The following is a 25,276-nucleotide window of genomic DNA, read 5'->3' as shown; positions in this document are numbered from 1 at the left end:
GGTCGCATTTTCTTCACGCGAGCCGGTATCCACCTCGCTGGAAAATGCTCTAGAGATGGGCCGCACGCGCGCTCGCCGCCACCGGATCTGAGGCGCGGGGCGCGCTCCGCCCCGCGCCCGACGGTCAGGCGAACTTCAGCAGCTTGATCGCCGCGAAGTCCTGCACGCCGCCGCCGACGCGCTTGGTGGTGTAGAACAGCACGTAGGGCTTGGCCGAATACGGGTCGCGCAGCACCCGCAGGCCGGTGCGGTCGACCACGAGGTAGCCGCGGCGGAAGTCGCCGAAGGCGAGCGCGAGGCTGTTGGCGCCGATGTCGGGCATCGCCTCGGCCTCCGTGACGGGGAAGCCGAGCAGCGTCGCGGCCCGGTCGGCGGCGGTCGGCGGCAGCCAGAGATAGGTGCCGTCCGCGTCCTTGAACTTGCGGATCGCGCTCTGCGTCCGCCGGTTCATCACGAAGCCGGCGTTCTGGCGGTAGCCGGCCTTGAGGCCGTAGACGAGGTCGAGCAGCACGTCGGCCGGCTTCAGGGTCGGGAAGGCGCCCGCGGTGCCGGTGCCGAGGATGCCGATCTTGCCCGGCACCCAGGCGTCGTTGGCCACCGTGTCGTAGCTGAGGAAGCCGCGCGGGCGGCTGACGCCGTTGCCGGAGACGAAGGCGACGCCCTCCTGCTCGGAGAACGCGGTCTCGACCTCGTCGGCGAGCCACGCGTCGATGTCGACCACCGCGTCGTCGAGCAGCGTCTGGGTCGCTGCCGGCATCGCGTAGAGCTCCATCGCCGGGAAATTCAGCTCCGACAGCACCGGCCCGTCGGTGATCGGCCGCGGCGCGGTCTCGGCGATCCAGCCGGAGGCCGGCGCGCCGGTGGCCACCGCGCGCTTGTACTGGCCGCCCGAGATGGTGCGGACGCTGGCGATGGCGCGGATCGGCGAGAGGTCGGAGAGGCGCCGGAGCACCTCGCGCTCGATCGTCTGCGGCACGAGGTAGCCGCCGTCCGGCCCGGAGCCGGCCGAGAGCGCCTTCGCCTCCAGGCGCTTCAGGCCGCCGCTCTCGCCGGCGCGGACGTAGAGGTCGAAGGCCGCCTTGTGCTCGTCGGCCGCCGCGTCGCGCGGCTGGTCGGGGCGCCCGAGCGGCGGGCGGGCGCGGTCGAGCGCGATGCGGTCGAGCCGCGTGCGCGCGCTGTCGAGCGCCGCGTCGATCCGCGCGAGCTTCTCCTCGGTGACCACGTCCGGCCCGAGCCGGCCCTCGATCTCGGCCAGCCGCGTGTCGTTGGTCTCCTTGAAGGCCTCGAACGCCTGCGTCAGCAGGTCGAAGGTCTCGCGCGCCGTGCCCGGCTCGGAGGGCGGCCGCCCGGCCTTGTTCTCGAGCGGCGCGAGGTCGGGTCCGGTCTGGAAGGTTTCGTGACGGGTCATGAGGGCCTCACCTGTGGGGAGCGGAGGAAGGGGTCACGCGGGGGGCCGGATCGGCGCGGGGCCGGGCGGCGCGGGCGGGCGCGAGTCGCGCGGGCGCCAGCCGGCGTGCGAAGGCGCGCAGCTCGGCCGGCCGCGGCGCCGACGCGATGCGCGCCCCCGGCTGGAGCGGGAAGGTGACGAGCGAGACCTCCCACAGGTCGACCGCGCGAAGCTGCCGGAGCCCGCCGCCGGGACGCGCCTCGAGCGTGCGAAAACCGATCGACAGCCCGTCGAGGCCGCCCGCGCGCAGCAGCGCGTCGATCTCGCGCGCCCGCTGCACGGCGAGGTTCAGCCGGCCCTCGACGCGAAGGCCCCGCGCATCCTCGGCGAGCGAGAGCCAGCACCCGATCGGCTCGGCCGGGTCGTGCTGCCACAGCATGCGCACGCCGGCGGCGCCGCGCCGGCGCAGGCTCGCCGCGAAGGCGCCCGGCATCACCACGTCGCGCCCGAGATCGGGCACGCCGAACAGGCTGGCATAGCCGGTGAAGTGGCCGTCCATGGCGATCCTCCGGTGCGATGAAGCCCGCCGCGCCCGAGGGTCGCGGCGCGAGCGCGACTGCGCGTCGCCGCCGATGCGGCGGGCCACCCTCGGATCGGCTTCGATCCGAGGGTGAATACGGAAATCGGGCGCCGCCCGGGCCCGCCGGGGCCTCAGGCCCCGGACCCCGGGACTTCGGGCGGGTAGCCCACCGCCTCGCGCTTCTCGGCCGCCGTCAGGAAGTCCGCCGCCTGGACGCGGCGCCACAGCGATTCGCGCTCGGAGGCCAGCGCCTCGACCGCGTCGAGGTCGGGCTCCAGGCGGATCGCGCCGAGCGCCGGGGCGAGCCAATGGCCGAGCGCCTCCGCCGTGCGGCGGGCGAGCGGGATCAGGGTCTGGCGGTAGAAGGCGCGGTTGGCCTCGGCGTAGTTGGCGTGGGTGTTGTCGCCCGGCAGGCCGAGCAGCAGCGGCGGCACGCCGAAGGCGAGCGCGATCTCGCGCGCGGCCGCGGCCTTGGCCTCGACGAAGTCCATCTCCTTCGGCGACAGCGCCAGTGGCTTCCAGTCGAGCCCGCCCTCCAAGAGCAGCGGCCGGCCGGCATTGCCCGCGCCCTGGTAGTTCGCCTCCAATTCGCCCTTGAGCCGCGCGAACTGCGCCTCGCTCAAGCTCGCGCCGGCGCCGGCGAAGACCAGCGCGCCGGAGGGCCGCGCGGCGTTGTCGAGCAGCGCCTTGTTCCAGGCGCCGGCCGCGTTGTGGATGTCGAGCGGCACCGCCGCCGCCGCCATCGGCGCCAGGCCGTAATGGTCGTCGGTGGGGTGGAACAGCGCCAGGTGCAGGATCGGCGGCACCAAGCCGGCCTGATCGTAGGCGACGCGCCGCCCGCCGGCCTCGTAGACGTAGCCGGCCGGCCACCCGTCCGGGCCCGGCACCACCCGCATCCGGTCGGGGCGCAGCGCGAACAGCTCGCGCGGGACGCCGTCGAGCGCCACCGCCTCGACGTAGGCGTTCCCGGAGACCATGAGGTGCGCGTAGAGCGTCTCCAACAGCCGCGTGCCGGCCTCGCGCGGGTTCGGCCGGGCGAGCAGCGCCGGCAGCGGATGGCCGGGCGCCCCGTCGGCGGCCGCGAGCGGAATCCCGGCCGCACCCTCCGCCACGAGCCGCACGCAGCGGTGGACCACGGCGTTGCGCTGATAGCCCTCGCGGGCGAGCGCGGTGCCCCCCTCCGTCCACACCGCCCGCCCCTCGCCGGTGAGGGCGAAGTGCGGGTAGGCAAGCGGCGCGGCCTTGGTCGCGGGCGCATAGCCCGCGGCCCGCGCGAGGCGGTCGAGCAGGGTGGGCATGGGGGTGCTCCGGGGGGAGATCGGGACGGGCGGCGCGGGTTGATCGATGGGAGAGTTCGACGCGGCTGCGTCTGGGACTCGCGGGCTGGCTGCGTGAAGTCCGCACCGGGCTGCGGTGCAAGCGTTAGCGTCTATTCCCTGCAACACGTAGCTAAGGTTGCAACCGATGTTCGTCCTCCCGTTGCCCCGCTCGACAGGTTGTGACACCTAAAGCCGCCCCGCCAACTTGGCGGAATTAGGTGAGACGGGTCGAGATGCGCCTCAGTTGGAACGAGATCCGATCAAGGGCAGGCAAATTCTCGAAACGCTGGAAAGAGGCGAGCTACGAAAAAGGTGAGACCCAGACGTTCTACGATGAGTTTTTTTATGTCTTTGGGGTCGATCGGAAGCAAGTTGCCGTCTACGAGAAGCAGGTCAAGAAACTCGACAACAAAAACGGTTTCATCGACTTGTTCTGGCCCGGTCAGCTCGTTGTGGAGCAGAAGAGTGCCGGCAAGGATCTTTCTAGGGCTACTCAGCAGGCTCTCGACTACTGCTCTTCTCTAAAAAAGGCCGAATTTCCGAGGTTTATTCTTGTAAGTGATTTTCAGAATTTTCAGCTATTTGATCTTCAGGACCGGAAGGAGTTCGACTTTAAGCTGGCCGAGTTCTCCAAGAGAGTCGAGCTATTCGGCTTTATCGTAGGCCGCGAAGCGCCGGTTTACCTGGATCAACCGGAAGCGAACATCGAGGCTGCCGAGGTCATGGGGGCGGTCCACGATGCGCTCGAACAGTCAGGCTACGTAGGGAACGACCTGGAGCGCTTCCTCGTTCGGCTGCTCTTCTGCCTGTTCGCGGACAGCACCGGCATCTTCGAGGTTAAGGGCAGCTTCCAGACGTGGCTGCATGATCGTACTGCGGAGGACGGATCTGGCATGGGAGCTCAGCTCTCGGAGCTGTTCCAAGTTCTCGACAAGCCAAAAGACAAGAGGCAGAAGAACCTCGACGAGGATCTCGCCAAGTTTTCCTACATTAACGGTGGCTTATTTCGAGGTGGACTCTCTATTCCTTCGTTTGATACGGAGATGAGAGAGGAACTGCTGGCCGCGGCGGCATTCAGGTGGGAACGAGTGTCGCCAGCGATCTTTGGATCTCTGTTTCAGTCCGTGATGAACAAGGACGAGAGGCGAAAATTCGGAGCTCACTACACGAGCGAAGAAAATATTCTGAAAGTCATTCGACCACTTTTTCTTGATGATCTTAGAGGTATATTCCAACGCCTCAAAGTGCGTAGGGACACCAGAAGAACAAGAGACCTACAGGAATTCCTGAAGGATCTTCGCAGCAAGCACTTTCTTGATCCGGCATGCGGGTGCGGCAATTTTCTCATCATTGCATACCGTGAGATGCGGCAGCTAGAACTCGACGTTCTTATCGAGATTAGGAAAGAGGTTGCCGGAGGTGGCCAGCTCTTCGATCCTGGGACGCTCTCCGAAGTCAACGTCGATCAGTTCTACGGAATCGAGGTCGACGAGTTTCCGGCCCGTATCGCCGAGACTGCGATGTGGATGATGGACCACATCATGAATAACAAGCTAGGTGAGGCTTTTGACCGGCCATATGTTCGCTTGCCCTTGGACGAGGCAGCCCACATTCGGCACGACAACGCCCTCGAATTCGATTGGGCGGACTTGGTGCTGCCGAAGGACTGCTCCTACGTCCTTGGCAATCCGCCGTTCCGCGGCCACCAATGGCGTACCGCCAAACAGCAGGCCGACATGGCGCGCGTCTGGGGCAAAGAGGGACAGGTCAACCGCCTCGATTATGTAACCTGTTGGTTCAAGAAGGCGATGGACTACGCAAGTGTCAACAAGGCCATCCGCATCGGTTTCGTGTCGACCAACTCCATCACGCAAGGCGAGCAGTCGGGCATTCTATGGCCACGGCTCTTCGCTGGCGGCCTGTCTATCTATTTTGCACACCGGACCTTCCAGTGGAACAATGAGGCACGCGGCAAGGCGGCAGTCCATTGCGTGATCATCGGCATGGCGCACGAGCCGCCCTCCGAGAGAACGATCTGCGACTACACCCACGTCCGAGGCGAGCCGTTCGCAACGGGAGTCAATGCCATCAACGGCTATCTGATCGACGGGCCGCAATACGCCATCCCGGCACGATCCAGGCCGCCGGTGGGGATGCTAAAGATGCACAAGGGAAGCCAGCCGACGGATGGCGCTCGCCTGAGGAAGCCCGGAGGCGGCTACATCACCACCAGCAACCTGATCATGGATGACGCCGGTAAGAAGGCGCTGATCAAGGCGGATCCTGTTACGAAGAAGTGGTTGCGACCCTACGTCGGGGGAGATGAGCTGATCTCCGGCGAGTGGCGCTGGTGCCTTTGGCTGAAGGACGCCAAACCGTCTGAGATTAAGGCGTGCGCAGCTATTGCGGACAGGCTTGACCGCGTTCGGAAGGGACGGGCGCTGAGCACGACCGAGAGCGTCAAGGCTTTCGCGAAGTACCCCACAGTGTTCACCCAGGACCGGCAGCCCGACATAGACTACCTGGCGATCCCGGAGGTTTCGTCGGAGACGAGAGAATACATCCCGATGTCTGTTCTGCCGAAGAACGTCATCGCGTCAAACAAGCTGATGATCGTACCGGGCGCGCCTCTGCACTACCTTGGCATCCTCATGTCCGCAATGCACATGGCCTGGATGAGAACCGTGGCCGGGCGGCTGAAGAGCGACTACAGCTACTCGCCTGCAGTCTACAACTCGTTCCCCTCGCCGGATCTGGACAACGCGAAGCGCGCCAAGATCGAGGCGCTTACCCAAGCCATGCTCGATGTTCGCGCAGCCTTTCCCAATGACGAACTGGACGACCTGTACGATGCGGACGGGATGCCTCCGGCTCTGAGAAAGGCGCACGAGGCGTTGGATCGAGCCGTCGACAAGCTCTACCGGACGAAGCCGTTTGCCTTCGAGCGTGAGAGGGTCGAGCACCTGTTCTCGCTCTACGAGAGCAGAAGCGCTCCTCTGGCTACCATGAAAGCAAAGCCGAAGAGACGAGCCAGATTGGCCAAGGAGGCATAAGTTATAAGGATTGGGCGAGTCTGAATGATTGCCATGGGCTAGAAAGGCGAGACTAGTGGTGAAAACCTGACGGATGGGGAGCGGACCCAGGGCATGGGTTCCATCCGTCAGATTTCGACCACTAGGACTTCGATCTGCCTCCCAAAGTTCTCCGTCCGGGAGCGGACCTTGGGAACGTCCGCCTTGGGTCAAGGATGTTCGTTTAAGTCGGATTAAAATTCCAACCGGCCCAATACCCCCCTACAACCCCCGAATCCGCGGCTCCCTCCGCCCCCCAAGGAGCAGGTGCGTCACCGCCCACACCAGGGCATCGAGCCGGTCCGGCGAGGCGCCGGTCGAGAGCCCGTCGGGGCCGAAGTCGCACAATTCGTCCTCCAGGGCGGGGAACGCGCCGACGTGGTGGACGCGGCCCTGGGCGTAGAGCAGCGAGACCGGCTCGGCGCGCAGGTATTTTCCGCGGGTGGCGCGCACGGACGTGACCGGCACCGCGGGGTCGCATTGGGCGAGCACGGCCGCGGCCATCTCGCCGCCCTGGTTGACCTCGACCACGAGGGCGTCGGCCTGCAAACGATGGTAGAGCGCGAGCGCGGCCGCCGCCCAGGCCTGGGGGCTGGCACGCGCCAGCGTCGCGTCTTCGAGCACGTAGGCCGAGGCGCCGGCTGCGCCGACTGCGACGAGGCCGCAGGCATCGGCGCGGGCGCCCGAACTCGCCGGCGGGTCCACCGCGACGACGATGCGGGCGAGTTCCGGGGCCGCGGCGAGGCGGGTCGCCTCGATCGCGTCGCGGGTCCACAGGGCGTCGGGCCGGTCGGCGATCAGCTCGCCGTCGAGTTCCTGGCGCCCGAGGCGGGTGCCGGCATAGCGCCCCACCACCGCGTCGAGGAAGGCCGGCGCGAGGTTGTCGACGTTGTCCGCCGTGCGGGCGCGGCTCACCACCGTGCGCGGGTCGGCCAGCAGCCGGCGGATCAGCGGGATCGGCCGCGGCGTCGTGGTGACGAGGTTGCGCGGGCGGGCGCCCAGCCGCAGGCCGAACTGGAGCATGTCGAAGGCGGCCTCGGGCCGACGCCACTTGGCGACCTCGTCCGACCATGCCGCCCCGAACTGGGGGCCGCGCAGCGAATCCGGTTCCTCGGCCGAGAACGCCATCGCGACGGCGCCGTTCGCCCATTCCACCCGACGCCGGCTCGGCGACCAGCGCGGGCGCGCACCCCTGTCCGACAGGCCGAGCAGACCGGAGGGGCCCTCGATCATCACGTCGCGCACGTCCGCGAAGGTCTCGCCGACCAGCGCGATCCGGCCGACTACGGCATCGGTGAAGGCCGGGTCGCCGCGGGCGAGCGCATCGACCCATTCCGCGCCCGTGCGGGTCTTGCCGCAACCGCGGCCGCCGATCACCGCCCAGGTGGTCCAGTCGGCCTCCCAGGGCGGCGGAAGCTGGTCGGATCGCGCCCGATGCAGCCAGTCATGCTCCAGCGCCAGGAGCAGCGGGGCCGGCAGGCTCGCCAGGAAGGCTCCCATCCGGCCGCTCGCGCGGCAATCGTGCATAGCGGCGCGCGAGTTCCGCGCGCAGGGCCGGGAGGTCGAGGCCGGGTCGATCGGCGGTGCCGCGCGTCCCATCCGCCTCTCCCGTCCCGGCAGCTAGGTCGTCGAGCAGGCGCTTCAGCCCGCCGAGGTCGCGCAGCACGCGCGCCGAATCGATCACCGCCGCGCCCTCGCCGCGCAGGGCCGCATCGAAGGCCGCGATCTGCCGGCCGACATGGAGACGCAGCCGCGCCCGGAGGGCCGGCAGGTCGGCGGCATCGAGCGTCGCGCCGGGCGGGGTGTCCGCCGGGAACGCACCGGCGCGGCGCTCCAAGGCGGCGAGATCGGCGAGGATGTCGTCCTCGCTCCGCTTCCGGACGGGCTTGGTCCGCGCCCATCCGCCTGCGCGCGTCCAGTCGTTCACGCGTTGGCGCGACAGGCCGGCCATGACGGCGATCACGGCGATGTCGGCTCCGCTCCTGCAAATCAGGCGCTCCACGGCGGCGGCGATCTCCGGCGCTACGACGGGGGACGGCCTGCTCATCCCCCGCCTCCCGAACCGTCTCGTCACACTTCTGGAGCGTGCGGTTCTTATGCCGGAGGAGCGCGTCGATGTCAAGCGCATTGTCCTATGGTCGGCTTATTATCTCAGTTTTATATGTGACAAAGCGGGCGATTCCGGCTCAAAGGCTATCCTGGCAGGCATTGTCGCCCTTGTGATGATGGCGCAGGCGACGTGGATGAGGGCGAGGTCGTTTGTGGCAGCCCAGCGGGTGAGACGGCCGCGGCGGAAGCAGCGGTTCCATCTGCCCCCAAACCTTACCCGACAACCGGTAGCCGTCGTCCTCGATGGTGTGGGATCTCGCCCGAGCCATCGCATCCTCCCGCCTTCAAGCCACAGACCTAAGCAGGCATTCGTGGGTCGCCCCACGAATGCCTGCTTCGATCTCTTGGTGCCGCATCATTTCTTTCGCGCGAACCGGCGGCCACTTCGCGCAATGATGCTTGGGACACCCAGCAAATCCGTCTACCGGGATATGCTCTTAGAGCAGTTTCCATGATCCCTGGATCACGGAAACTGCTCTAATACCAGTCGGCGATGATCCCGACCGATGGTCGGAAGCATCGCATCCGGCCGACGACCGCCGCCCCGCAGTCGAGGGGGCAATCGGCGACGAGTAAGGCTCATCGCCGATTGGTATAACTCTCTGTATGGTCGCATTTTCTTCACGCGAGCCGGCATCCACCTCGCTGGAAAATGCTCTAGGTCATCTCGATGTCGGGGCCCGTCTCGTATTCCACGACCTCGTTCGTCATCCGCACGTCGCCACGCGTGGCGGCGATCCGCTTCGCATCGGCCGTGACGGGCGCCTCCGTCCAGGCCCAGTCGCACACCTGCGGCAGGTCTTCCCCGGTGCCGCAGACGTGCTCGCGGTGCAGGGCCAGCAGGTCGCGCAGTTCCTCCTCGGCATGGGCCACGCACGGCCCGAGCCCGGGGGACCACTTCAGGGCCGCCAATGCGAGGTGGTAGCGGTCGAGCCCGTTCAGCACGGCCATGTCGAAAGGGGTGGTGGTCGTCCCTTCCTCGACGAAGCCGTGGATGTTGGCATGGTTGGTGCGCCGGTAGGTCAGGCGGTGGATCAGCCACGGATAGCCGTGATAGGCGAGGACGACCGGCCGGTCGCGGGTGAACAGGCTGTCGAAGGTGGTGTCGTCGAGCCCGTGCGGGTGCATGTCGGGTGACGGCAGCGTCATCAGGTCGACGACGTTGACGACTCTGATCCGGATCTCCGGGATGCGGTCGCGAAGCCAGGCGGCCGCCGCAAGCGTCTCCATCGTCGGTACGTCGCCGGCGCAGACCATGACGACGTCCGGCTCCGCGTCGCCGTCGTTCGAGGCCCAGTCCCAGACGCCGATGCCGGACGCGCAGTGCCGGGCGGCCTCGTCGATGCCGAGCCACTGGAGGGCCGGCTGCTTGCCGGCGACGACGACGTTGATGCGGTCGTGCGTGCGCAGGCAGTGATCCATCACCCAGAACAGGCAGTTCGCATCCGGCGGCAGGTAGATGCGCGCCGTATCGGCCTTCTTGTTCGCGACGAGGTCGATGAATCCCGGATCCTGGTGGCTGAACCCGTTCTGGTCCTGGCGCCAGACATGCGAGGTCAGCAGGATGTTGAGCGAGGGCACGGGCTTGCGCCAGGCCAGCACGCGGGAGGCCTTCAGCCACTTCGCATGCTGGTTCACCATCGAATCGACGATGTGGATGAAGGCCTCGTAGCAGGCGAAGACGCCGTGGCGGCCGGTGAGCAGGTAGCCTTCGAGCCAGCCCTCGCAGAGGTGCTCGGAGAGCACCTCCATCACGCGGCCCTGGCGCGCGAGGTGCTCGTCGGTCGGCAGGATCGCGTCGCGCCAGACGCGGTCGGTGACGTCGAAGACGGCGTCGAGCCGGTTGGAGACGGTCTCGTCCGGCCCCATCACGCGGAAGCTGCGGGACGCCGCGTTGAGGTCGAGCACGTCGCGAAGGTATCGGCCGAGCGCGCGGGTTCCCTCGGCCATCGCCGTGCCGTGGGACGACATCGCGACGGCGTGGGCGGCGAGATCGGGCAGGCGCAGCGACCGGGGACGGCGCCCGCCATTGGCATGGGGGTTTGCGCTCAGCCGCCGGTCGCCGCGCGGATGAAGCGCGGCCAGCGACGGCACGAGGCGGCCGGCGGCGTCGAAGAGCTCGTCGGGACGGTACGACCGCATCCAACCCTCCAGGATCGCGAGGTGCTCCGGGTTCTCGCGCAGGGCGGCGACCGGGACCTGATGCGACCGCCAGATTCCCTCCACCGGCTTGCCGTCGACGACCTTCGGCCCGGTCCATCCCTTCGGGCTGCGCAGCACGATCATCGGCCAGCTCGGCCGGCCGACATCGCGGTTCGTGGCGAGTTCGCGGATTTCGGCGATCCGGTCGAGGGCGTAGTCGAGGGCCGTCGCCATGGCCTGGTGCATCGGGCCGGGCTCGTCGCCCTCGACGGAGAGCGGCTCGTAGCCGTAGCCGACGAGCAGGCTGCGCAGCTCCGCCGCCGGCATCCGCGCCAGCAGGGTCGGGTTGGCGATCTTGTAGCCGTTGAGGTGGAGGATCGGCAGGACGATGCCGTCGCCGACGGGATCGAGGAACTTCGAAGCGTGCCAGGAGGCCGCGAGCGGTCCGGTCTCGGCCTCGCCATCGCCCATCACGCAGGCGACGATCAGGCCCGGGTTATCGAGCGCGGCCCCGAACGCGTGGATCAGGGAATAGCCGAGCTCGCCGCTCTCGTGGATCGAGCCGGGCAGTTCGGGCGAGGCGTGGCTCGGGATTCCGCCGGGAAACGAGAACTGCCGGAACAGGCGGCGCATCTTGTCGGTATCGGAGCCGACATCCGGGTAGATTTCGCCGTAGGTCCCTTCGAGGTAGGCGTTGGCCACCAGCCCCGGAGCGCCGTGCCCCGGCCCCCACACCGCCATCATGTCGAGGTCGCGCAGGACGATGGCGCGGTCGAGGTGGGCGTAGACGAAGTTGAGGCCGGGAGTCGTTCCCCAGTGACCGAGGAGGCGCGGTTTCACGTTCGCGATGGAAAGGGGCTCGCGCAGCAGCGGGTTGTCGAGCAGGTAGATCTGGCCGACCGAGAGGTAGTTCGCCGCCCGCCAGTACGCATCGAGGCCGGTCGGTCCGAGCGGTCCCGGCGCGAAATCGCGTCCGGCCACCTTCATGCCGGCGTCCTGGCGGCGGCGCTCTCTCGGATCGTTCGCGACAGGCATCTCGTACCCCGTCGGACGGTGGGAGAAGGGACGCCTCCCGGACCCGTCGTCGCATCCCTGGCGCGCGGGAGCTTTGATCTGGATCACGCCGCTTCGACGCAGGCCGTGCCAGTCAGGGCCTCGGCCGGAGATGGGCATGGTCCTCGTCCTCAATGCCGGGCTCGTCCAGCCTGCCATGCGCCCTGTTTCGGGAGGACGAGGACGTCGCGCTCTGGCGCGTCCACGTCGCCGGGATCGGCGGTGCCGTGCATCTGACGGTCACGGGAGACCTCGACCTCGAAGGCGACGTGCCGCCCGCGGGCGACCTCGGCGCCGTCGTCGGCTGGCTCCTCGCCCGGCTGCGACGCATTCCGGACCTCCACTTCCGGGCAATGGGTCATCGCATCGTCCATGGCTGCGCCCGCCATGCCGGCCCCGCCAGCGTCGACGGGAGCCTGGTCGCCGAGCTGGAGGCGCTGGTGCCGCTGGCCCCGGGCCATCAACCGCAAGGCCTCGCCTGCATCGCCGCCGTCGAGACGGCGTGGCCCGAGCTGCCGCAGGTCGCCTGCTTCGACACCGCCTTCCATCGGATCCAGGACCGCCTCGCCCAGATCGAGCCGATCCCGCGTGGCCTGACCGAGACCGGGCTCCTGCGCTTTGGCTTCCACGGCCTGTCCTACGCCCACATCGCCGGGGGTGCTGCCGCGGCTGATCGGCGACGAGGCGAGGGGACGCGTCGTCGTCGCCCATCTCGGTCACGGCGCCAGTCTCTGCGCCCTGGCAGAGGGACGCAGCGTCGCCACCACGATGAGGCTGACGACCCTCGGCGGGCTGATGATGGGGACCCGTTCCGGCACCGTCGATCCGGGCCTCGTGCTCCACCTGATCCGGTCGCGCGGCATGGCCGCTTCCGATGTCGCCGACCTCCTCAACCAGTGCTCGGGCCTGCTCGGCGTCTCGGGCATCAGCGACGACGTCCGGGTCCTGGAAGCGAGCGAGGCACCCGAGGCCCGCGAGCCCCTCGACCTCTTCGCCTACCGGATCGTGCGCGAGGCCGGTCCCCTCGTCGCCGCCCTGGGCGGCCTCGACGCCTTCGTCTTCACCGGCGGCATCGGCGAGAACGCGGCGGCCATCCGGGCCACCGTCTGCCTCGGGCTCGCGTTCCTCGGCCTGGACATCGATCCGGAACGCAACGCCCGGGGCCGGTCGCGCATCGGGCGGGACGGTTCTGCCGTCCCGGTCCTCGTCGTTCCGGCCGACGAGGAGCGCGAGATCGCCGACGAGGCGAGACGTATCATCGGCGTCTGACGGATCGGCACGACGACTGAGCCGGAGGTCGGAACCCAGCCTGCCCAAGCTCGACGCAACCGATCACGACGACCGGCCACGAGGCGTTCAAGCGTGTTCTTCGACCGTGTCGGTCTATCGGGCACTCTAGATTTCGGTCCAGCGCAATCCTTGCGGTGGATCAAGGACCGCGCCGGTCTCGCTACCTACATTCGCCCGATACCGGGACATCCCACCTTCGACGTAGACGGCGGCCATCGCCGCCCGGGGGCAGGGTCACCGAGACACCATTCGTATCGTCCAGTCCTGGCATCGCCAAGGAGACCATCATGTCCCACGACACCACCCTGCAGCACAGGGTCACGGCCGAACCCATCTGGGATCCGAAGGTGACCTCCTCGGAAATCGGGGTCACGGCCAAGGACGGCGTGGTGGCACTCACGGGTCAGGTTGGGACCTATGACGAGAAGCTCGCCGCCGAGGCCGCCGCCTGCCGCGTCAGGGGCGTGAAGGCCGTCGTCCAGGAGATCGAGGTCGCGGTGCCGTATGCCCGCAAGCGGTCCGACGAGGACATCGCGGCCACCGCCATCGCACGGCTCGCATGGAACGTGGCGGTGCCGCCGGATCGCGTCCTGGTGAAGGTCTCGAAGGGTACCGTCACCCTGACGGGCGAGGTCGATCATCGTTTCGAGTCCGAGGTTGCCGAGCGGGAGCTCGGGCAATTGTCCGGCGTCATCGCGGTGAACAACAGGATCACGATCAAGCCGCAGGTCGATGTCTCGGCAGTCAGCGATAACATCAGTGAGGCGCTGAACCGCTCGTGGCTGTTCGATCCGAAGACCGTGACCGTCACCGCCGAAGGAGGCACGGTCCATCTCGGCGGGATGGTTCGAACGATGCAAGAGCGCCGCGAGGCGGTGGGTGCGGCCTGGGCCTCCCCGGGCACCACCGCCGTCGAGAACCGCATCGGTGTCGTGTGAACGAAGCGAGGCCCCTGCCCGATATCGCGTGCCCGGCAGGGGCCTTTCCGACCGGGACGGGGAAACTGACCATGACCAAGCACGCACTTGACTCAGGATATCCTGGAACACGGACGGGTCCCAGCGGCATCGGAACGCGATGTTCGTGGAGGACGCCACGCTTCGAATGGGCGAGGCGTCGGGACACGAGGCTCACACGGACACGGCGACAGCAGCCTGAAGGTGCAAGGCCGTTCGACATCCATCGGATATGGTCCTTCAAACCTCCATCAGGCGAGGGATGGCGCTCCTCAGCCGGAAAAAGCCACGCGTCGAGAGCGGCCACGCCGCCTCGTCCCAGGCCCGGCGCACTCGAATGCAGCCCGCCGGCAGCGCGTCGGCCGATGGGCCGACAGGGGCCCAGGCCGTCACCACCGGCAGGTCGCGGGCCCAGCCATCGCAAACCGGTCCGGCCGGGCAGCCGAAGCGTGCCTCGGCGCGGGCCAACGCATCGGCCATGGCCGCAGTATCCGCAGCCCGGACCAAGGCGGTCGCGCCCTCGGCGTGCGCGACGATGCCGCCGACACGCATCACGCGGGCACGCCCGAGCGGCAGGCTCTCGGGGTGCAGGTCGTCGAGGTGCAGAAGCAGCGCGACCGCTTCCTCCGGCGGGGCGTCGGCCCGCTCCAGCCCGACTTCGCGCGGCGGCATGCCCTCGTCGAGAGGGTCGGGATACGCGTCGATGCCGGAGGGGTCGAAGCGCCCTTCCGTGTAACGGCGGATGTTCTCGGCCCGAGCGACGTAGTGCTTGCCCCGCGTGTGCAGGCCCGCCACCCACCGCCAGGACAGGGTGTTGCTGGCCGGGTCGCCGTCCAGGAGGTGCTGCAGGAAGAACGCGGCGCCCAGTTCCCACGGCAGGCGCAGCGTGAAGATCCAGATGGAGGCGAACCACATGCGGACGTGGTTGTGCAGCCAGCCCTCCTCCGCCAGTTGGATCGCCCAAGCGTCGAACCCGTCGATGCCGGTCCGCCCCTCGACCGCCCTCTCGTAGGTCCTGCGCAGGCCGGGCTCCGCGCCGAGGCGTTCACGGGCCTCGCTCATCCCGGCGAGATAACGCGTCCAGGCGGTCGGATGGGTTTCCAGGTGGCCTTTGAAGTAGGTCCGCCAGAACACCTCCGACACGAACTTCTCGGCGCCGCGGTCGCCCAAGGTCCGGACCGCGGCCTGCGCGACCTCTTCCTCGGTCAGGAGCCGGCGGCGCAGGTATGGCGACAAGGCCGAGGTCGTCGGCGCCGCCCCGCGCGCGCGGTCGGTGTTCCGGGCGCTCGCATAATTCGCTCCCGGTCCGGCGAGGAAGGCAGTCAGCCTGTCGAGGCCGGCGGCGCGTGTCATGGAGAGGGGTTCGGGCATCCCCTGCATCTAAGCAGGTTTCGCAAAAGTGCCCCGCGGTTTTGCGAAAAAAACCTGCGACAGACCAAGGACCTAGAGCGCAGTCCGACGAAGTGGGTACCGGTTCGTCGCAAGAATGCCCGTCAAAACAGAAACTTAGAGTCGTGACCCGATCCAACGTGATCGGGCACGGCTCTAAGCGGGCGAAGCGTTGGCCTGCCAACGCGAGCCTGCTTAGAGCATTTTCCAGCGAGGTGGATATCGGCTCGCGTGAAGACAATGCGACCACACAGAGACTTGGAGCATTTCCTTCACGCGAACCGGCCTCAGCGCGCGCCGCGGTGCAGGTCGCCGTCGATGAGCAGGGCGCTCTTGCCGTCGAGGCGGGTGCGGTAGACCTGGAGGTTCTCCATCACCCGCTGCACGTAGTTGCGCGTCTCGGTGAACGGGATGCGCTCGACCCAGTCGATCGCGTCGACCTCGCCCTTGCGCGGGTCGCCGTAGGCATCGATCCACTTCTTCACGTTGCCGCCGCCGGCATTGTAGGAGGCGAAGGCGAGGATGTAGGAGCCGCGCCAGTCCTCCATCAGCTCGCCGAGATGGGCCTGGCCGAGGCGCGCGCTGTAGACCGGGTCGCTGCCCAGCCGCTCCGGGTCGTAGGCGGCCTGGACCCGGCGCGCGGTGCGTTGCGCGGTCGCCGGCATCATCTGCATCAGGCCGCGTGCCCCGACCCCCGATTGCGCGCGGGGGTCGAACTGGCTCTCCTGGCGGGCGATGGCGAACACCATCGCCCGCTCCACGAGCGGCACCGCGGCGAACGCCTCGTAGGTCGGGATACCGATGGTCGGATAGGCGTGGGCATCGAGCGGCAGGCCGCGCTGCACCGCGAGCTTGCCGACGGCGACCAGCGCGCGCGCGTCCTTCATCGCGACGGCCAGATCCCCGAGCGCCTGGACCTCGCGGGGATCGGCGAGGCGCTGGGCGGCGTCGATGTAGAGCGGCAGCGCCAGCTCCTTCAGCCCGGCCGCGCCGAGGAGCCGCAGCGCCCGGATGCAGAGCCGGTCGTCGAACGCCGCGCGCGCCGGCCCGTCGAGGTCGGCGGGTGCGCGCAGCGCCAGGTCGGTCCGGCCGAGCTTGGCCCGGGCGAGTTGCCCGTAATAGGCGATCGGCTGGAGCGCCGCCCGCTCGTAGAACGTCCTCGACGCGTCCGCCTGCCCGAGCGCCTCGGCCGCCCTGCCCTGCCAGTAGGCGGCCCGCGCGATCGAGATCGGCGTCTCGGCGATGCCGGCGGCGAGCGCGAAGTGGCGGGCCGCCGCCTCGGCGTCGCCGGCAAAGCGCAGCGCGATCCAGCCGGCGTGGAACGCGGCCTCGATCCGCTTCTCCACCGTGCGGGCGGAATTGGCGCTGGCCACCGCGTAGGCGGTCCTGGCGTCGCCGAGGTCGATCAGCTTGCGCGCGACGATGCGGCGCTCGACCCACCATTCGTCGCCGTCGACCAGCACCTCGGGGTTGTCCGGCGCGGTGGCGAGCACCGCGGCCGCCTCCGCCGGCCTGTCGGCCCGGCGGAAGAACTGCGCCTGCGACAGCAGGTAGGAGGTGTCGTTGCGCAGGGACGGCGGCACCGCGGCGAGCGCGGCGGCGGCCCCCGCGCTCTTGTCCTCGACGGCGCGGCGCGCCCGCACGAGGGTGGCGTAGGCGCCGCCCGCGTAGGCTGCCGCGCGGCCGGCGGCTTCCCAGTCCTCCTTCAGCAGCGCCCGCTCCATGCGGTAGCGGTGGTCGATCCGCGTCAGCACCGCGGGGAACGACTCGACGACCCTGCCCTCCAGCGACCGGCCGAAGGTCTCCGACCGCCACAGGTCGCGCACGAGTTCGGCGGCGTCCGCATCGAGCCCGTCCGCCTTGAAGGCCAGCGCCAGCGCGAACTTTCCCGGCGCGCTCGCCGGCCGGGTCGCACCGAAGAACGCGCGCACCGTCGCCGGGCCCTTGCGCTCGATCAGCAGCGCCTCCTCGGCGCGGCGGCGCAGCAGCGGGCCGGCCGGCCAGTCCGGGTTCGCGCGGGTGAAGGCGACCGTGCGTTCGAAGCCGATGCCGGCGCCGGCGCGGATCGCGACCCATTCGAGCAGCGCCTTGGCGGCGGGGTCGGTGAAGCCGTCGCGCAGCCGGTCGCCGTCCGCGACCCGGCCCTTGCGGTAGAGGTCGATCGCCTGCCGCAGGGCGCTCACGTCGGTGTCGCCGACCCGGACGAGCGGCCCGAGGCCGGGCACCTCGGGCACGGGGGCGGCCGGCGTCACGGCGGCATCCGGCAGCGGGAAAGCGATCGGCGCGTCCGGATCGGCCGAGGCGTAGGCCGCGACCGACGCGGGCAGGGTCCGGCCCGGCGCGATCGCCTGCCCGATCCTCTGCCCAATCCCTTGCCCGACCCCTTGCCCGGGCGGCAGCGGCTTGGCCGCGCCGGCGTCGGCGGCGGCCTTCGGGTCGAGCTTGAGCGCGTCGGCGGCGACGGGATCGATCGCCGTCCCGGTACCCTCGATCGCCGCCGCCGGCGCGGTGGCGTCGCTCGCGGGCGGGGTCGGCTGCGAGGCGGCCGGCGTCTGCGAGCCGCGCAGCTCCACCACGGGGGCCGCCAGCGCGACGCCCGCGGTGAGCGCGAGGCCGAGGGCGGCGATCCGCGAGCGCGTGAGGGAGGCCATCGATGCGGTCACTCTCTCCAACCCGATCCCAGCGGGGGCCGGAAAGCGACAGCGTCCGCCGGGACCGTTAAGAAGCCATGAACCACGTGCGCGAAGGGTTTGCGCGAGGGTGGCGGAAGCCCTATGTCTGCGCCGCCCGCGACGAGGCGCCGGACGGCCGGCACCCGCAGGAGCCGGCGGCGAGACCGGCCAGGACGCCCGAGATGACCGAGACCACCGCGCGCCGCCTGAGGGGCTCGTTGACCGCCCTGGTGACGCCGTTCCGCGACGGCGCCCTCGACGAGGCCGCGTTCCGCCGGTTCGTGGCCTGGCAGATCGAGCAGGGCACGCACGGCCTCGTGCCCACGGGCACCACCGGCGAGAGCCCGACGCTGAGCCACGACGAGCACGACCGCGTGGTCGAGGCCTGCGTCGCGGAAGCGGGCGGCCGCGTGCCGGTGGTGGCCGGCGCCGGCTCGAACTCGACCGCTGAGGCGGTCGAGCGCGCGCGGCACGCGGAGACCATCGGCGCCGACGCCGTGCTCGTCGTCACGCCGTACTACAACAAGCCGACGCAGGGCGGGCTCTACGCCCACTTCAAGGCCGTCAACGACGCCGTCGGCATCCCGATCATCATCTACAACATCCCCTCGCGCTCCGTGATCGACATGAGCGTCGAGACGATGGCGCGCCTGTCCGAGCTCAGGAACATCGCCGGGGTGAAGGACGCGACGGCGAAGATCGACCGCGTCAGCCTCCAGCGGCAGGCCATGGGCGAGGGTTTCATCCAGCTTTCGGGCGAAGATGCGACCGCGCTCGGCTACAACGCCCACGGCGGCCACGGCTGCATCTCCGTGGTCTCGAACGTCGCCCCGCGGCTCTGCGCCGACCTTCAGGAGGCGAGCCTGTCGGGCGACTACGCCAGGGCGCTTCGGCTCCAGGACCGGCTGCTGCCGCTCCAGGTCGGGCTGTTCGCCGAATCGAACCCGTCGCCGGTCAAGTACGCCCTGGAGCGCCTCGGCCACATGAGCGCGGACGTGCGCCTGCCGCTCGTGCCGGTCTCGGCCGAGACCCGCGGCGTCGTCGACGCGGCGTTGCGGCACGCCGGCCTGCTCGACGGCTGAGGACTCTGCCGCAGCTCATGGCTCCGAAACCCGAACCGAACCGGCGCATCGTCGCCGACAACCGCGCGGCGCGCTTCCACTACGCGATCGAGGACACGCTCGAGGCCGGCATCGCGCTCACCGGCACCGAGGTGAAGTCGCTGCGCAGCGGCCGCGCGACGATCGGCGAAGCCTATGCCGGGCCGTCGGGCAAAGACCTGATGCTGTTCAACGCCTACATCCCGGAATACGTCCAGGCGAGCCGCTTCAACCACGAGACCAAGCGCCCGCGCCGCCTGCTGCTGCACCGCCGCCAGATCGACAAGTGGCTCGGCGCCACCCAGCGCCAGGGCTACACGGTCGTGCCCCTGAAGATCTACTTCAACGACAAGGGCCGCGCGAAGGTCGAACTCGGCCTCGGCAAGGGCAAGCAGGCCCACGACAAGCGCGAGGCGACCAAGCAGCGCGACTGGGAGCGCGACCGCGCCCGGATCATGCGCGACCGGGGGTGATTTTTACAGGGCGCGCGGTTTTCCCTCGCCCCTCTGCGGGCTTGTGGCTTCACACATTTCGGCGCTCGACGCGTCGGTGGCCGCGCATCCCCTCGCCCCGCTTGCGGGGAGAGGGCTGCGACGACCTTGTCGTCGTCGCGAGCCAAGGTGGCAGCCGACGGTGAGGGGGCGCTTCCGGATGCGTCTCGTCCGGGATCACCCCCTCACCATCGCTTCGCCTCTCGCTTCCCGGCTGCACGACGGGGTGCAGCCGGGCCTCTCTCCGCCTGCGGGGAGAGGGGACCCGCGCGTCATCCGATCGCGTCGAGAGATGTATGAACCCGATAGCTGGTGCGGAGGAGGGAGCGTCGCGCTTCCCGCCCTCGCCCTCATCGGATAGGCTGCGCGGCCGCACCGGAGCACCGCCATGGCCGAGGACCGATCCCTGCCCGCCGACCTCCCCGTCCCCGTCGACGACGGCGCGGCCGCGCATCTGACCGGGATGCGCCTGCCCGACGTCTCGCTGGCCGCCACGGACGGGGGGCGCGTGTCGCTGGCGCGGCTTGCCGGCCGCACGGTCGCCTACGCCTATCCGCGCACCGGCGAGCCGGGGCAGCCGAACCTCGTGCCGGGCTGGGACGCGATCCCCGGCGCGCGCGGCTGCACCCCGCAATCCTGCGGGTTTCGCGACCACCATGCTGACCTGCGCAGGCGCGGCGTCGCGCAGGTGCACGGGCTCTCGACCCAGGCGACTGCCTACCAGCGCGAGGCGGCGACCCGCCTGCGCCTGCCGTTCACGCTGCTGTCGGATGCCTCGCGCGCCTTCGCGATGGCAGCAAGGCTGCCGACCTTCGAGGCGGCCGGCGTGGTGCTCCTGCGCCGGCTCACCCTCGTCATCGACGACGGCGTCGTGACGAAGGTGTTCCACCCGGTCTTCCCGCCCGACCGCAGCGCCGAAGCGGTGCTGGACTGGCTCGACCGGGCCGCGGCCTGACCCCTATTCCTCCACTGCCGGCGCCCCCTCGGGGGCGTTCTGGCCCTGGCGGATGCCGTAGCGGCTCTCCAGGCCCAGGTTGGCGCGCGCCGGGCGCTCGCCGTACTCGCGCGCCCGCTCGCCGACCGGGCGGGCGGATCGCTCGCCGGGGTCGCGGCCGATCTTGCCGATCAGGTGGACGAGGTCGAGGAACTCGTCGGCCTGACGCCGGAGGTCGTCGGCGATCATCGCCGGCTGGGTCTGGATGGTCGAGACCACCGTCACCTTCACGCCGCGCCGCTGCATCGCCTCGACCAGCGAGCGGAAATCGCCGTCGCCGGAGAACAGCACCATGTGGTCGATATGCGCGCTGAGTTCGAGCGCGTCGATCGCGAGCTCGATGTCCATGTTGCCCTTGATCTTGCGGCGGCCGAGGGAATCGGTGAACTCCTTGGCCGGCTTGGTCACCACCCGGTAGCCGTTGTAGTCGAGCCAGTCGATCAGTGGGCGGATCGAGGAATATTCCTGGTCCTCGATCATCGCGGTGTAGTAGAACGCCCGGAGAAGGTTGTCCCTGTTCTGAAATTCTTTCAGCAATCGCTTGTAGTCGATATCGAAACCCAGCGCCTTGGTGGTGGCGTACAGGTTGGCGCCGTCGATGAACAGGGCGCTGCGTTGTGATGCGCTCATGGCACGATCCAGTTTCAAAATACCGACCATCGGAATTCACGGCGCCGGCGCGCGATCGCCGGTGGGAGACGAACATGTTTGGATGAGACGGTCCCAAGACCGTCGGGGCGGCCGGGCGCTGGAAAGGTCTTCGGAAAAGGCCGGCGATGGCGCGCAAGAATGACCACCCGCCAGCCTTGATGCCCGCACGCGAGCCTGTCAAGGATTAAGCTTTCGTCGGCGATGCATCGACTGTTGCGCGGCAGGATGCGTCATTGCAATACTTCAACGTAGAGTTACGGGAAACGCTGGAATTCCCCTGATCTCGCATCGAGGAAAGGCTTCAGGGCGACCCATGTCCTTCATCACGTCTTCGCCGCCGCACGGCTGCCGGGCTTCACCGCCGGGAGGGCGGCGAGGTCGGGCGGCAGCGCGTCGGCGGGATAGGCCGGGATGTCGAGGGTCACGAGGGACAGCAACGGCACACCGATCTCGCCGCGGCCGCCCGAGCGGTCGATCAGGCAGGCGGCCCCCACGACCGCGCCGGGCTCGGCCCGGAGCGCGGCGAGGCATTCGCGAGCCGAGAGTCCGGTGGTGACGATGTCCTCGACGATCACGGCGCGCGCGCCCGCCGGGATGGCGAAGCCGCGGCGCAGGGTGAAGGGGCCGCCGGGGTCGCGCTCGACGAAGATCGCCCGGGCGCCGAGGTGCCGGGCGGTCTCGTAGCCCGGCACGATGCCGCCGACAGCCGGCGAGACGACGATGTCGACCGGTCCGAAGCGCGCGGCGATCACGGCGGCGAGCGCCCGGCACAGGCGCTCGGTGCGCGGCGGCTCGGAGAAGATCGCCATCTTCTGGAGGAAGGTGCCGGAATGCAGTCCGGAACTGAGGATGAAATGGCCTTCAAGCAGCGCGCCGGCCTCGCGAAACTCCGCCAGAACCTCGTCCGGACTCATGGGTTCCCGGCTCCGTTGCGGGGTTGGTCGACGCGATGCGCGCTTGTGGCAGCGGGTGCCGGAGGTGGCAAGCCGGCGGCCGGACCGCGGCCGGTCACCCGTTGACCCGGTCGACGCGGCTCACCGTCCGTTTGCCGCGAAGCTCCGCGACGATGGCGTTGAGGTGCTGGAGGTCCCAGACGGACAGGTCGATCATGATGTCGGTGAAGTCCTGGGTGCGGCGCTTCATCGAGAGGTTGTCGATGTTGCCGTCGTGGTCGGCGATGACCTGGGCGATCTGCGCCAGCACGCCCGGCTCGTTGATCGACTGGGTGGCCAGGCGCGCGGGGAACCGCTCGGTCGCGTCAGCCTCCACGTCCCAGCGCACGTCGAGCCAGCGTTCGGGCTCGTTGTCGAAGGCGGCGAGCGCCGCCGACTGGATCGGGTAGATCGTCACACCGACGCCGGGCGTCAGGATGCCGACGATCCGGTCGCCGGGCACCGCGCCGCCGTCCGGCGCGAAGCTCACGGGGAGGTCGCCCGCGAGCCCGCGGATCGGGATGGCGTCGGTGCCGTCGGCCGCGCCTCCGCCCGGGAAGGTCAGCCGCATGGTCTGGTCCTTCGAGCGGATCAGGCGGCCGGCGCCGTTGACGACCGGCTGGGGCACGCCGGCCGGGGCGGTCCTGCGCTCGTCCTTGTAGTCCGGGTAGACCCCCCGGACGACGTCGCCCGAGAACATCTCGCCGCGGCCCACCGCCGCGAACACGTCCTCGGTGGACGCCCGCGCGAGGCGCGGCAGCGCGCCGCGCAGCTTGTCCTCGGAGAAGGTCTTGCCCGCCCGCTCGAAGGCGCGGTCGAGGATCTGCCGGCCGAGGCCGGCATATTGGCGCCGCACCGCCGAGCGGGTCGCCCGCCGGATCGCGGCGCGGGCCTTGCCGGTCACCACCAGCGATTCCCAGGCGGCCGGCGGCGCCGCGCCGTCAGAGCGCGAGATCTCGACCTCGTCGCCGTTGGCGAGTTCGCGCAGCAGCGGCGACATGCGGCCGTTGATCTTGGCGCCCACGGCGGAATTGCCGACGTCGGTGTGCACCGCGTAGGCGAAGTCGATCGGGGTGGCGCCGCGCGGCAGCGCGATGAGCCGGCCCTTCGGCGTGAAGCAGAACACCTGGTCCTGGAACAGTTCGAGCTTGGTGTGCTCCAGGAACTCCTCCGGGCTGTCGCCCTCGGCGAGCAGCTCGATGGTACGGCGCAGCCACTGGTAGGCGCCGCTCTCGGCGGCGAGCCGCGGGTGGGCGCCGCCCTCCGGCTCCCGCCCCCCCTGCGGCTTGCCGCCCTCCTTGCCCCCGTCCTTGCCGCCCTCCTTGTAGTGGGCATGCGCCGCGATGCCGTACTCGGCGATGTCGTCCATCGCCCGCGTGCGGATCTGCAGCTCGACGCGCTGGCTCTTGGGGCCGATCACCGTGGTGTGGATCGAGCGGTAGTCGTTCTGCTTCGGGGTCGAGATGTAGTCCTTGTAGCGGCCCGGCACCATCGGCCAGCTCGTGTGGACGACGCCGAGCGCGCCGTAGCACTCGTCGGGCGCGGCGACGACGACGCGGAAGCCGAACACGTCGGAGAGCTGCTCGAAGGCCACCGACTTGCGCTCCATCTTCGACCAGATCGAGAACGGCCGCTTCTGCCGGCCGGTGACGGCGGCCGCGATGCCGCGGGCGTGGAGTTTCGCGGTCAGATCGCGCTCGATGCTCTCGACGAGCCGTTCGGACTTCGCCGTGAGGTCGGACAGGCGCCGCGCGATCGTTGCGTAGATCTCGGGCTTGAGGTTGCGGAAGGCCAGATCCTCCAGCTCCTCGCGCAGCTCCTGCATGCCCATGCGGCCGGCGAGCGGCGCGTAGATGTCCAGCGTCTCCTGCGCGATCCGCTCGCGCTTGTCCGGCGGCATGTGCTGGAGCGTGCGCATGTTGTGCAGGCGGTCGGCGAGCTTGACCAGCAGCACGCGGACGTCGGCGGCCACCGCGAGCAGGAGCTTGCGGAAGTTCTCGCCCTGCGCGGCGCGCTTGGAGACGAGGTCGAGGCGCTTCAGCTTGGTCAGGCCGTCGACCAGCGCGCCGATCTCCGGGCTGAACAGTTCGCGGATCTCGTCGAGCGTCGCCGCGGTGTCCTCGACCGTGTCGTGCAGCACGGCGGCGACGATGGTCGCGTCGTCGAGGCGCAGGTCCGTGAGGATCGCGGCAACCTCGAGCGGGTGGGCGAAGTACGGATCGCCCGATGCGCGCTTCTGCGTGCCGTGCGCGCGCATCGCGTAGACGTAGGCACGGTTGAGAAGCGCCTCGTTCGTCGCGGGGTTGTAGCGCCTCACCCGCTCGACGAGTTCGTACTGGCGCATCATCCGCCGGGAGACCCTTTCCGATCGTGAGGCAAGCAAGTCTCACGCAACGGGCCGCCCGGCGCCAGCCCCGAATGCGTCGCAGCCCCAGAAACGACGGGGTGCCCGGCAAACGGAAGGCCCGGCGTCGCCGCCGGGCCTTCCGCAGGTCCCGATCCGGCCCGGCCGGAAGCCGAGGCTACTCGCCCTCGTCGTCGGTCTCCACCGGCGGCGCGAGGTTCTCGAGGCCGCGCAGCAGGTCCTCCTCGCTCATGCGGTCGAACTGCGGCGCGGCATCGTCGCTCGTGGTCTGCGGCGAGACCGCGGCGGCGGTGGGCGAACTCGACAGCAGCGGCACCGCCTCGGCCTCCGGCTCGTCGACCTCTACGTATTTCTGCATCGAGTGGATGAGCTGTTCCTTGAGGTCGTCGGCGGTGATGGTCTCGTCGCCGATCTCGCGCAAGGCCACGACCGGGTTCTTGTCGCGGTCGCGGTCCACGGTCAGCGGGGCGCCGGCGGCGAGCAGGCGCGCGCGGTGGCTGGCGAGCAGCACGAGCTCGAACCGGTTCTCGACCTTCTCGATGCAGTCTTCGACGGTGACGCGAGCCATGCGCGGCGGCTCCTTCCAGGCGGTAGGGTGAATTTTCAGGCGGTGGCGGCTCTTACACCGGATGCCGTTTGGCAACAAGCACAGCGGTTTGCCGCGCAGGGCCGCGCTACGGCCGTTTGCGGGCTGGTTCCACGGGGTTTGTGCGTCGGGTGGTCAGCGCGAGTAGGCGTAGACGGATGCGGCGGATGCGACGGGACCTGCGACGGT

Annotated in this window: 18 protein-coding genes and 2 pseudogenes; 7 read left to right on the top strand and 13 right to left on the bottom strand. The window is 69.4% G+C overall.

Annotation, left to right across the window (positions count from 1 at the left end; all coding sequences use genetic code 11):
• Positions 1-124 precede the first annotated feature (124 nt).
• From ACFE86_RS10510 to ACFE86_RS10500, 3 genes are all read right to left on the bottom strand, one after another.
• Positions 125-1,408, bottom strand: coding sequence for a phage major capsid protein (locus ACFE86_RS10510; RefSeq protein ID WP_375455280.1), 1,284 nt, complete (start codon positions 1,406-1,408; stop codon positions 125-127).
• Positions 1,409-1,415: 7 nt separating this feature from the next.
• Positions 1,416-1,946 carry an HK97 family phage prohead protease gene (locus ACFE86_RS10505; protein WP_375455279.1) on the bottom strand — a complete coding sequence of 177 codons (531 nt, stop codon included), beginning with the start codon at positions 1,944-1,946 and terminating at the stop codon, positions 1,416-1,418.
• Between the two features lie 152 nt (positions 1,947-2,098).
• Positions 2,099-3,265: a phage portal protein gene (locus tag ACFE86_RS10500; protein ID WP_375455278.1), complete on the bottom strand. Its 1,167-nt coding sequence runs from the start codon at positions 3,263-3,265 to the stop codon at positions 2,099-2,101.
• Between the two features lie 239 nt (positions 3,266-3,504).
• Here ACFE86_RS10500 and ACFE86_RS10495 point away from each other — a divergent pair, with 239 nt between their 5' ends.
• Entirely contained in the window at positions 3,505-6,339 is a 2,835-nt protein-coding gene (locus tag ACFE86_RS10495) for a class I SAM-dependent DNA methyltransferase (protein ID WP_375455277.1), read from the top strand.
• A gap of 240 nt (positions 6,340-6,579) precedes the next feature.
• Here the strand turns inward: ACFE86_RS10495 and ACFE86_RS10490 are convergent, their stop codons facing one another.
• The 4 genes and pseudogenes from ACFE86_RS10490 to ACFE86_RS10475 form a co-directional block, all read right to left on the bottom strand.
• Positions 6,580-7,857: a DNA-packaging protein gene (locus ACFE86_RS10490; RefSeq protein ID WP_375455276.1), complete on the bottom strand. Its 1,278-nt coding sequence runs from the start codon at positions 7,855-7,857 to the stop codon at positions 6,580-6,582.
• Positions 7,802-8,404, bottom strand: a complete 603-nt coding sequence (locus tag ACFE86_RS10485; protein WP_375455275.1) for a hypothetical protein — start codon at positions 8,402-8,404, stop codon at positions 7,802-7,804. Before ACFE86_RS10485 ends, ACFE86_RS10490 begins: the two co-directional genes overlap by 56 nt.
• A gap of 187 nt (positions 8,405-8,591) precedes the next feature.
• Positions 8,592-8,690, bottom strand: a pseudogene (locus tag ACFE86_RS10480) (IS5/IS1182 family transposase); the annotation flags it as partial.
• 433 nt (positions 8,691-9,123) lie between these two features.
• Entirely contained in the window at positions 9,124-11,595 is a 2,472-nt protein-coding gene (locus ACFE86_RS10475) for a phosphoketolase (RefSeq protein ID WP_375455274.1), read from the bottom strand.
• A gap of 200 nt (positions 11,596-11,795) precedes the next feature.
• Here ACFE86_RS10475 and ACFE86_RS10470 point away from each other — a divergent pair.
• From ACFE86_RS10470 to ACFE86_RS10460, 3 genes and pseudogenes are all read left to right on the top strand, one after another.
• Positions 11,796-12,260 (top strand): annotated as a pseudogene (locus ACFE86_RS10470) (acetate kinase); the annotation flags it as partial.
• Between the two features lie 58 nt (positions 12,261-12,318).
• The gene (locus ACFE86_RS10465; protein ID WP_375455273.1) at positions 12,319-12,930 is read left to right on the top strand and encodes a hypothetical protein; all 612 of its coding nucleotides are present in this window, start codon (positions 12,319-12,321) and stop codon (positions 12,928-12,930) included.
• A gap of 308 nt (positions 12,931-13,238) precedes the next feature.
• Complete coding sequence (locus tag ACFE86_RS10460; RefSeq protein WP_375455272.1) at positions 13,239-13,889, top strand: BON domain-containing protein; 651 nt, start codon at positions 13,239-13,241, stop codon at positions 13,887-13,889.
• A 258-nt stretch (positions 13,890-14,147) separates the two neighbouring features.
• On the opposite strand, the gene ACFE86_RS10455 is transcribed toward ACFE86_RS10460, so the two are convergent.
• Together ACFE86_RS10455 and ACFE86_RS10450 are read right to left on the bottom strand one after the other, a co-directional pair.
• Positions 14,148-15,287, bottom strand: a complete 1,140-nt coding sequence (locus ACFE86_RS10455; protein ID WP_375455271.1) for an FAD-binding domain-containing protein — start codon at positions 15,285-15,287, stop codon at positions 14,148-14,150.
• A 296-nt stretch (positions 15,288-15,583) separates the two neighbouring features.
• The gene (locus ACFE86_RS10450) at positions 15,584-17,947 is read right to left on the bottom strand and encodes a lytic transglycosylase domain-containing protein (protein WP_375455270.1); all 2,364 of its coding nucleotides are present in this window, start codon (positions 17,945-17,947) and stop codon (positions 15,584-15,586) included.
• A 203-nt stretch (positions 17,948-18,150) separates the two neighbouring features.
• Here ACFE86_RS10450 and dapA point away from each other — a divergent pair, with 203 nt between their 5' ends.
• The 3 genes from dapA (at position 18,151) to ACFE86_RS10435 (ending at position 20,514) form a co-directional block, all read left to right on the top strand.
• Positions 18,151-19,050 (top strand): 4-hydroxy-tetrahydrodipicolinate synthase, encoded by a 900-nt coding sequence (dapA, locus tag ACFE86_RS10445; protein ID WP_375455281.1) that lies wholly within the window; start codon positions 18,151-18,153, stop codon positions 19,048-19,050.
• Positions 19,051-19,067: 17 nt separating this feature from the next.
• On the top strand, positions 19,068-19,541 hold the full coding sequence (gene smpB / locus ACFE86_RS10440) for an SsrA-binding protein SmpB (protein ID WP_375455269.1): 474 nt from the start codon (positions 19,068-19,070) through the stop codon (positions 19,539-19,541).
• 406 nt (positions 19,542-19,947) lie between these two features.
• Positions 19,948-20,514, top strand: coding sequence for a peroxiredoxin (locus ACFE86_RS10435; RefSeq protein WP_375455268.1), 567 nt, complete (start codon positions 19,948-19,950; stop codon positions 20,512-20,514).
• A 3-nt stretch (positions 20,515-20,517) separates the two neighbouring features.
• Here ACFE86_RS10435 and ACFE86_RS10430 read toward each other — a convergent pair whose 3' ends face one another.
• From ACFE86_RS10430 to rpoZ, 4 genes are all read right to left on the bottom strand, one after another.
• Positions 20,518-21,183 carry an NYN domain-containing protein gene (locus ACFE86_RS10430; protein WP_375455267.1) on the bottom strand — a complete coding sequence of 222 codons (666 nt, stop codon included), beginning with the start codon at positions 21,181-21,183 and terminating at the stop codon, positions 20,518-20,520.
• Between the two features lie 344 nt (positions 21,184-21,527).
• Positions 21,528-22,118 (bottom strand): orotate phosphoribosyltransferase, encoded by a 591-nt coding sequence (gene pyrE / locus ACFE86_RS10425; RefSeq protein ID WP_375455266.1) that lies wholly within the window; start codon positions 22,116-22,118, stop codon positions 21,528-21,530.
• A 94-nt stretch (positions 22,119-22,212) separates the two neighbouring features.
• Positions 22,213-24,483, bottom strand: coding sequence for a RelA/SpoT family protein (locus tag ACFE86_RS10420; RefSeq protein ID WP_375455265.1), 2,271 nt, complete (start codon positions 24,481-24,483; stop codon positions 22,213-22,215).
• Positions 24,484-24,658: 175 nt separating this feature from the next.
• The gene (rpoZ, locus tag ACFE86_RS10415) at positions 24,659-25,069 is read right to left on the bottom strand and encodes a DNA-directed RNA polymerase subunit omega (RefSeq protein WP_375455264.1); all 411 of its coding nucleotides are present in this window, start codon (positions 25,067-25,069) and stop codon (positions 24,659-24,661) included.
• Positions 25,070-25,276 lie beyond the last annotated feature (207 nt).

This window comes from uncultured Methylobacterium sp. (assembly GCF_964244095.1).
Taxonomy (GTDB): domain Bacteria; phylum Pseudomonadota; class Alphaproteobacteria; order Rhizobiales; family Beijerinckiaceae; genus Methylobacterium.
This window is presented reverse-complemented; position numbering and strand designations above follow the sequence as displayed.

Excerpts from the sequence above, each read along its gene's own strand:
- ACFE86_RS10455 (WP_375455271.1), bottom strand. The coding sequence starts at position 15,287 with ATGCAGGGGATGCCCGAACCCCTCTCCATGACACGCGCCGCCGGCCTC.
- dapA (WP_375455281.1), top strand. The coding sequence starts at position 18,151 with ATGACCGAGACCACCGCGCGCCGCCTGAGGGGCTCGTTGACCGCCCTG.
- ACFE86_RS10475 (WP_375455274.1), bottom strand. The coding sequence starts at position 11,595 with ATGAAGGTGGCCGGACGCGATTTCGCGCCGGGACCGCTCGGACCGACC.
- ACFE86_RS10430 (WP_375455267.1), bottom strand. The coding sequence starts at position 21,183 with ATGAGCGCATCACAACGCAGCGCCCTGTTCATCGACGGCGCCAACCTG.
- smpB (WP_375455269.1), top strand. The coding sequence starts at position 19,068 with ATGGCTCCGAAACCCGAACCGAACCGGCGCATCGTCGCCGACAACCGC.
- ACFE86_RS10450 (WP_375455270.1), bottom strand. The coding sequence starts at position 17,947 with ATGGCCTCCCTCACGCGCTCGCGGATCGCCGCCCTCGGCCTCGCGCTC.
- ACFE86_RS10500 (WP_375455278.1), bottom strand. The coding sequence starts at position 3,265 with ATGCCCACCCTGCTCGACCGCCTCGCGCGGGCCGCGGGCTATGCGCCC.
- ACFE86_RS10510 (WP_375455280.1), bottom strand. The coding sequence starts at position 1,408 with ATGACCCGTCACGAAACCTTCCAGACCGGACCCGACCTCGCGCCGCTC.
- rpoZ (WP_375455264.1), bottom strand. The coding sequence starts at position 25,069 with ATGGCTCGCGTCACCGTCGAAGACTGCATCGAGAAGGTCGAGAACCGG.
- ACFE86_RS10435 (WP_375455268.1), top strand. The coding sequence starts at position 19,948 with ATGGCCGAGGACCGATCCCTGCCCGCCGACCTCCCCGTCCCCGTCGAC.
- ACFE86_RS10420 (WP_375455265.1), bottom strand. The coding sequence starts at position 24,483 with ATGATGCGCCAGTACGAACTCGTCGAGCGGGTGAGGCGCTACAACCCC.
- ACFE86_RS10505 (WP_375455279.1), bottom strand. The coding sequence starts at position 1,946 with ATGGACGGCCACTTCACCGGCTATGCCAGCCTGTTCGGCGTGCCCGAT.
- ACFE86_RS10485 (WP_375455275.1), bottom strand. The coding sequence starts at position 8,404 with ATGAGCAGGCCGTCCCCCGTCGTAGCGCCGGAGATCGCCGCCGCCGTG.
- ACFE86_RS10460 (WP_375455272.1), top strand. The coding sequence starts at position 13,239 with ATGTCCCACGACACCACCCTGCAGCACAGGGTCACGGCCGAACCCATC.
- pyrE (WP_375455266.1), bottom strand. The coding sequence starts at position 22,118 with ATGAGTCCGGACGAGGTTCTGGCGGAGTTTCGCGAGGCCGGCGCGCTG.
- ACFE86_RS10490 (WP_375455276.1), bottom strand. The coding sequence starts at position 7,857 with ATGGGAGCCTTCCTGGCGAGCCTGCCGGCCCCGCTGCTCCTGGCGCTG.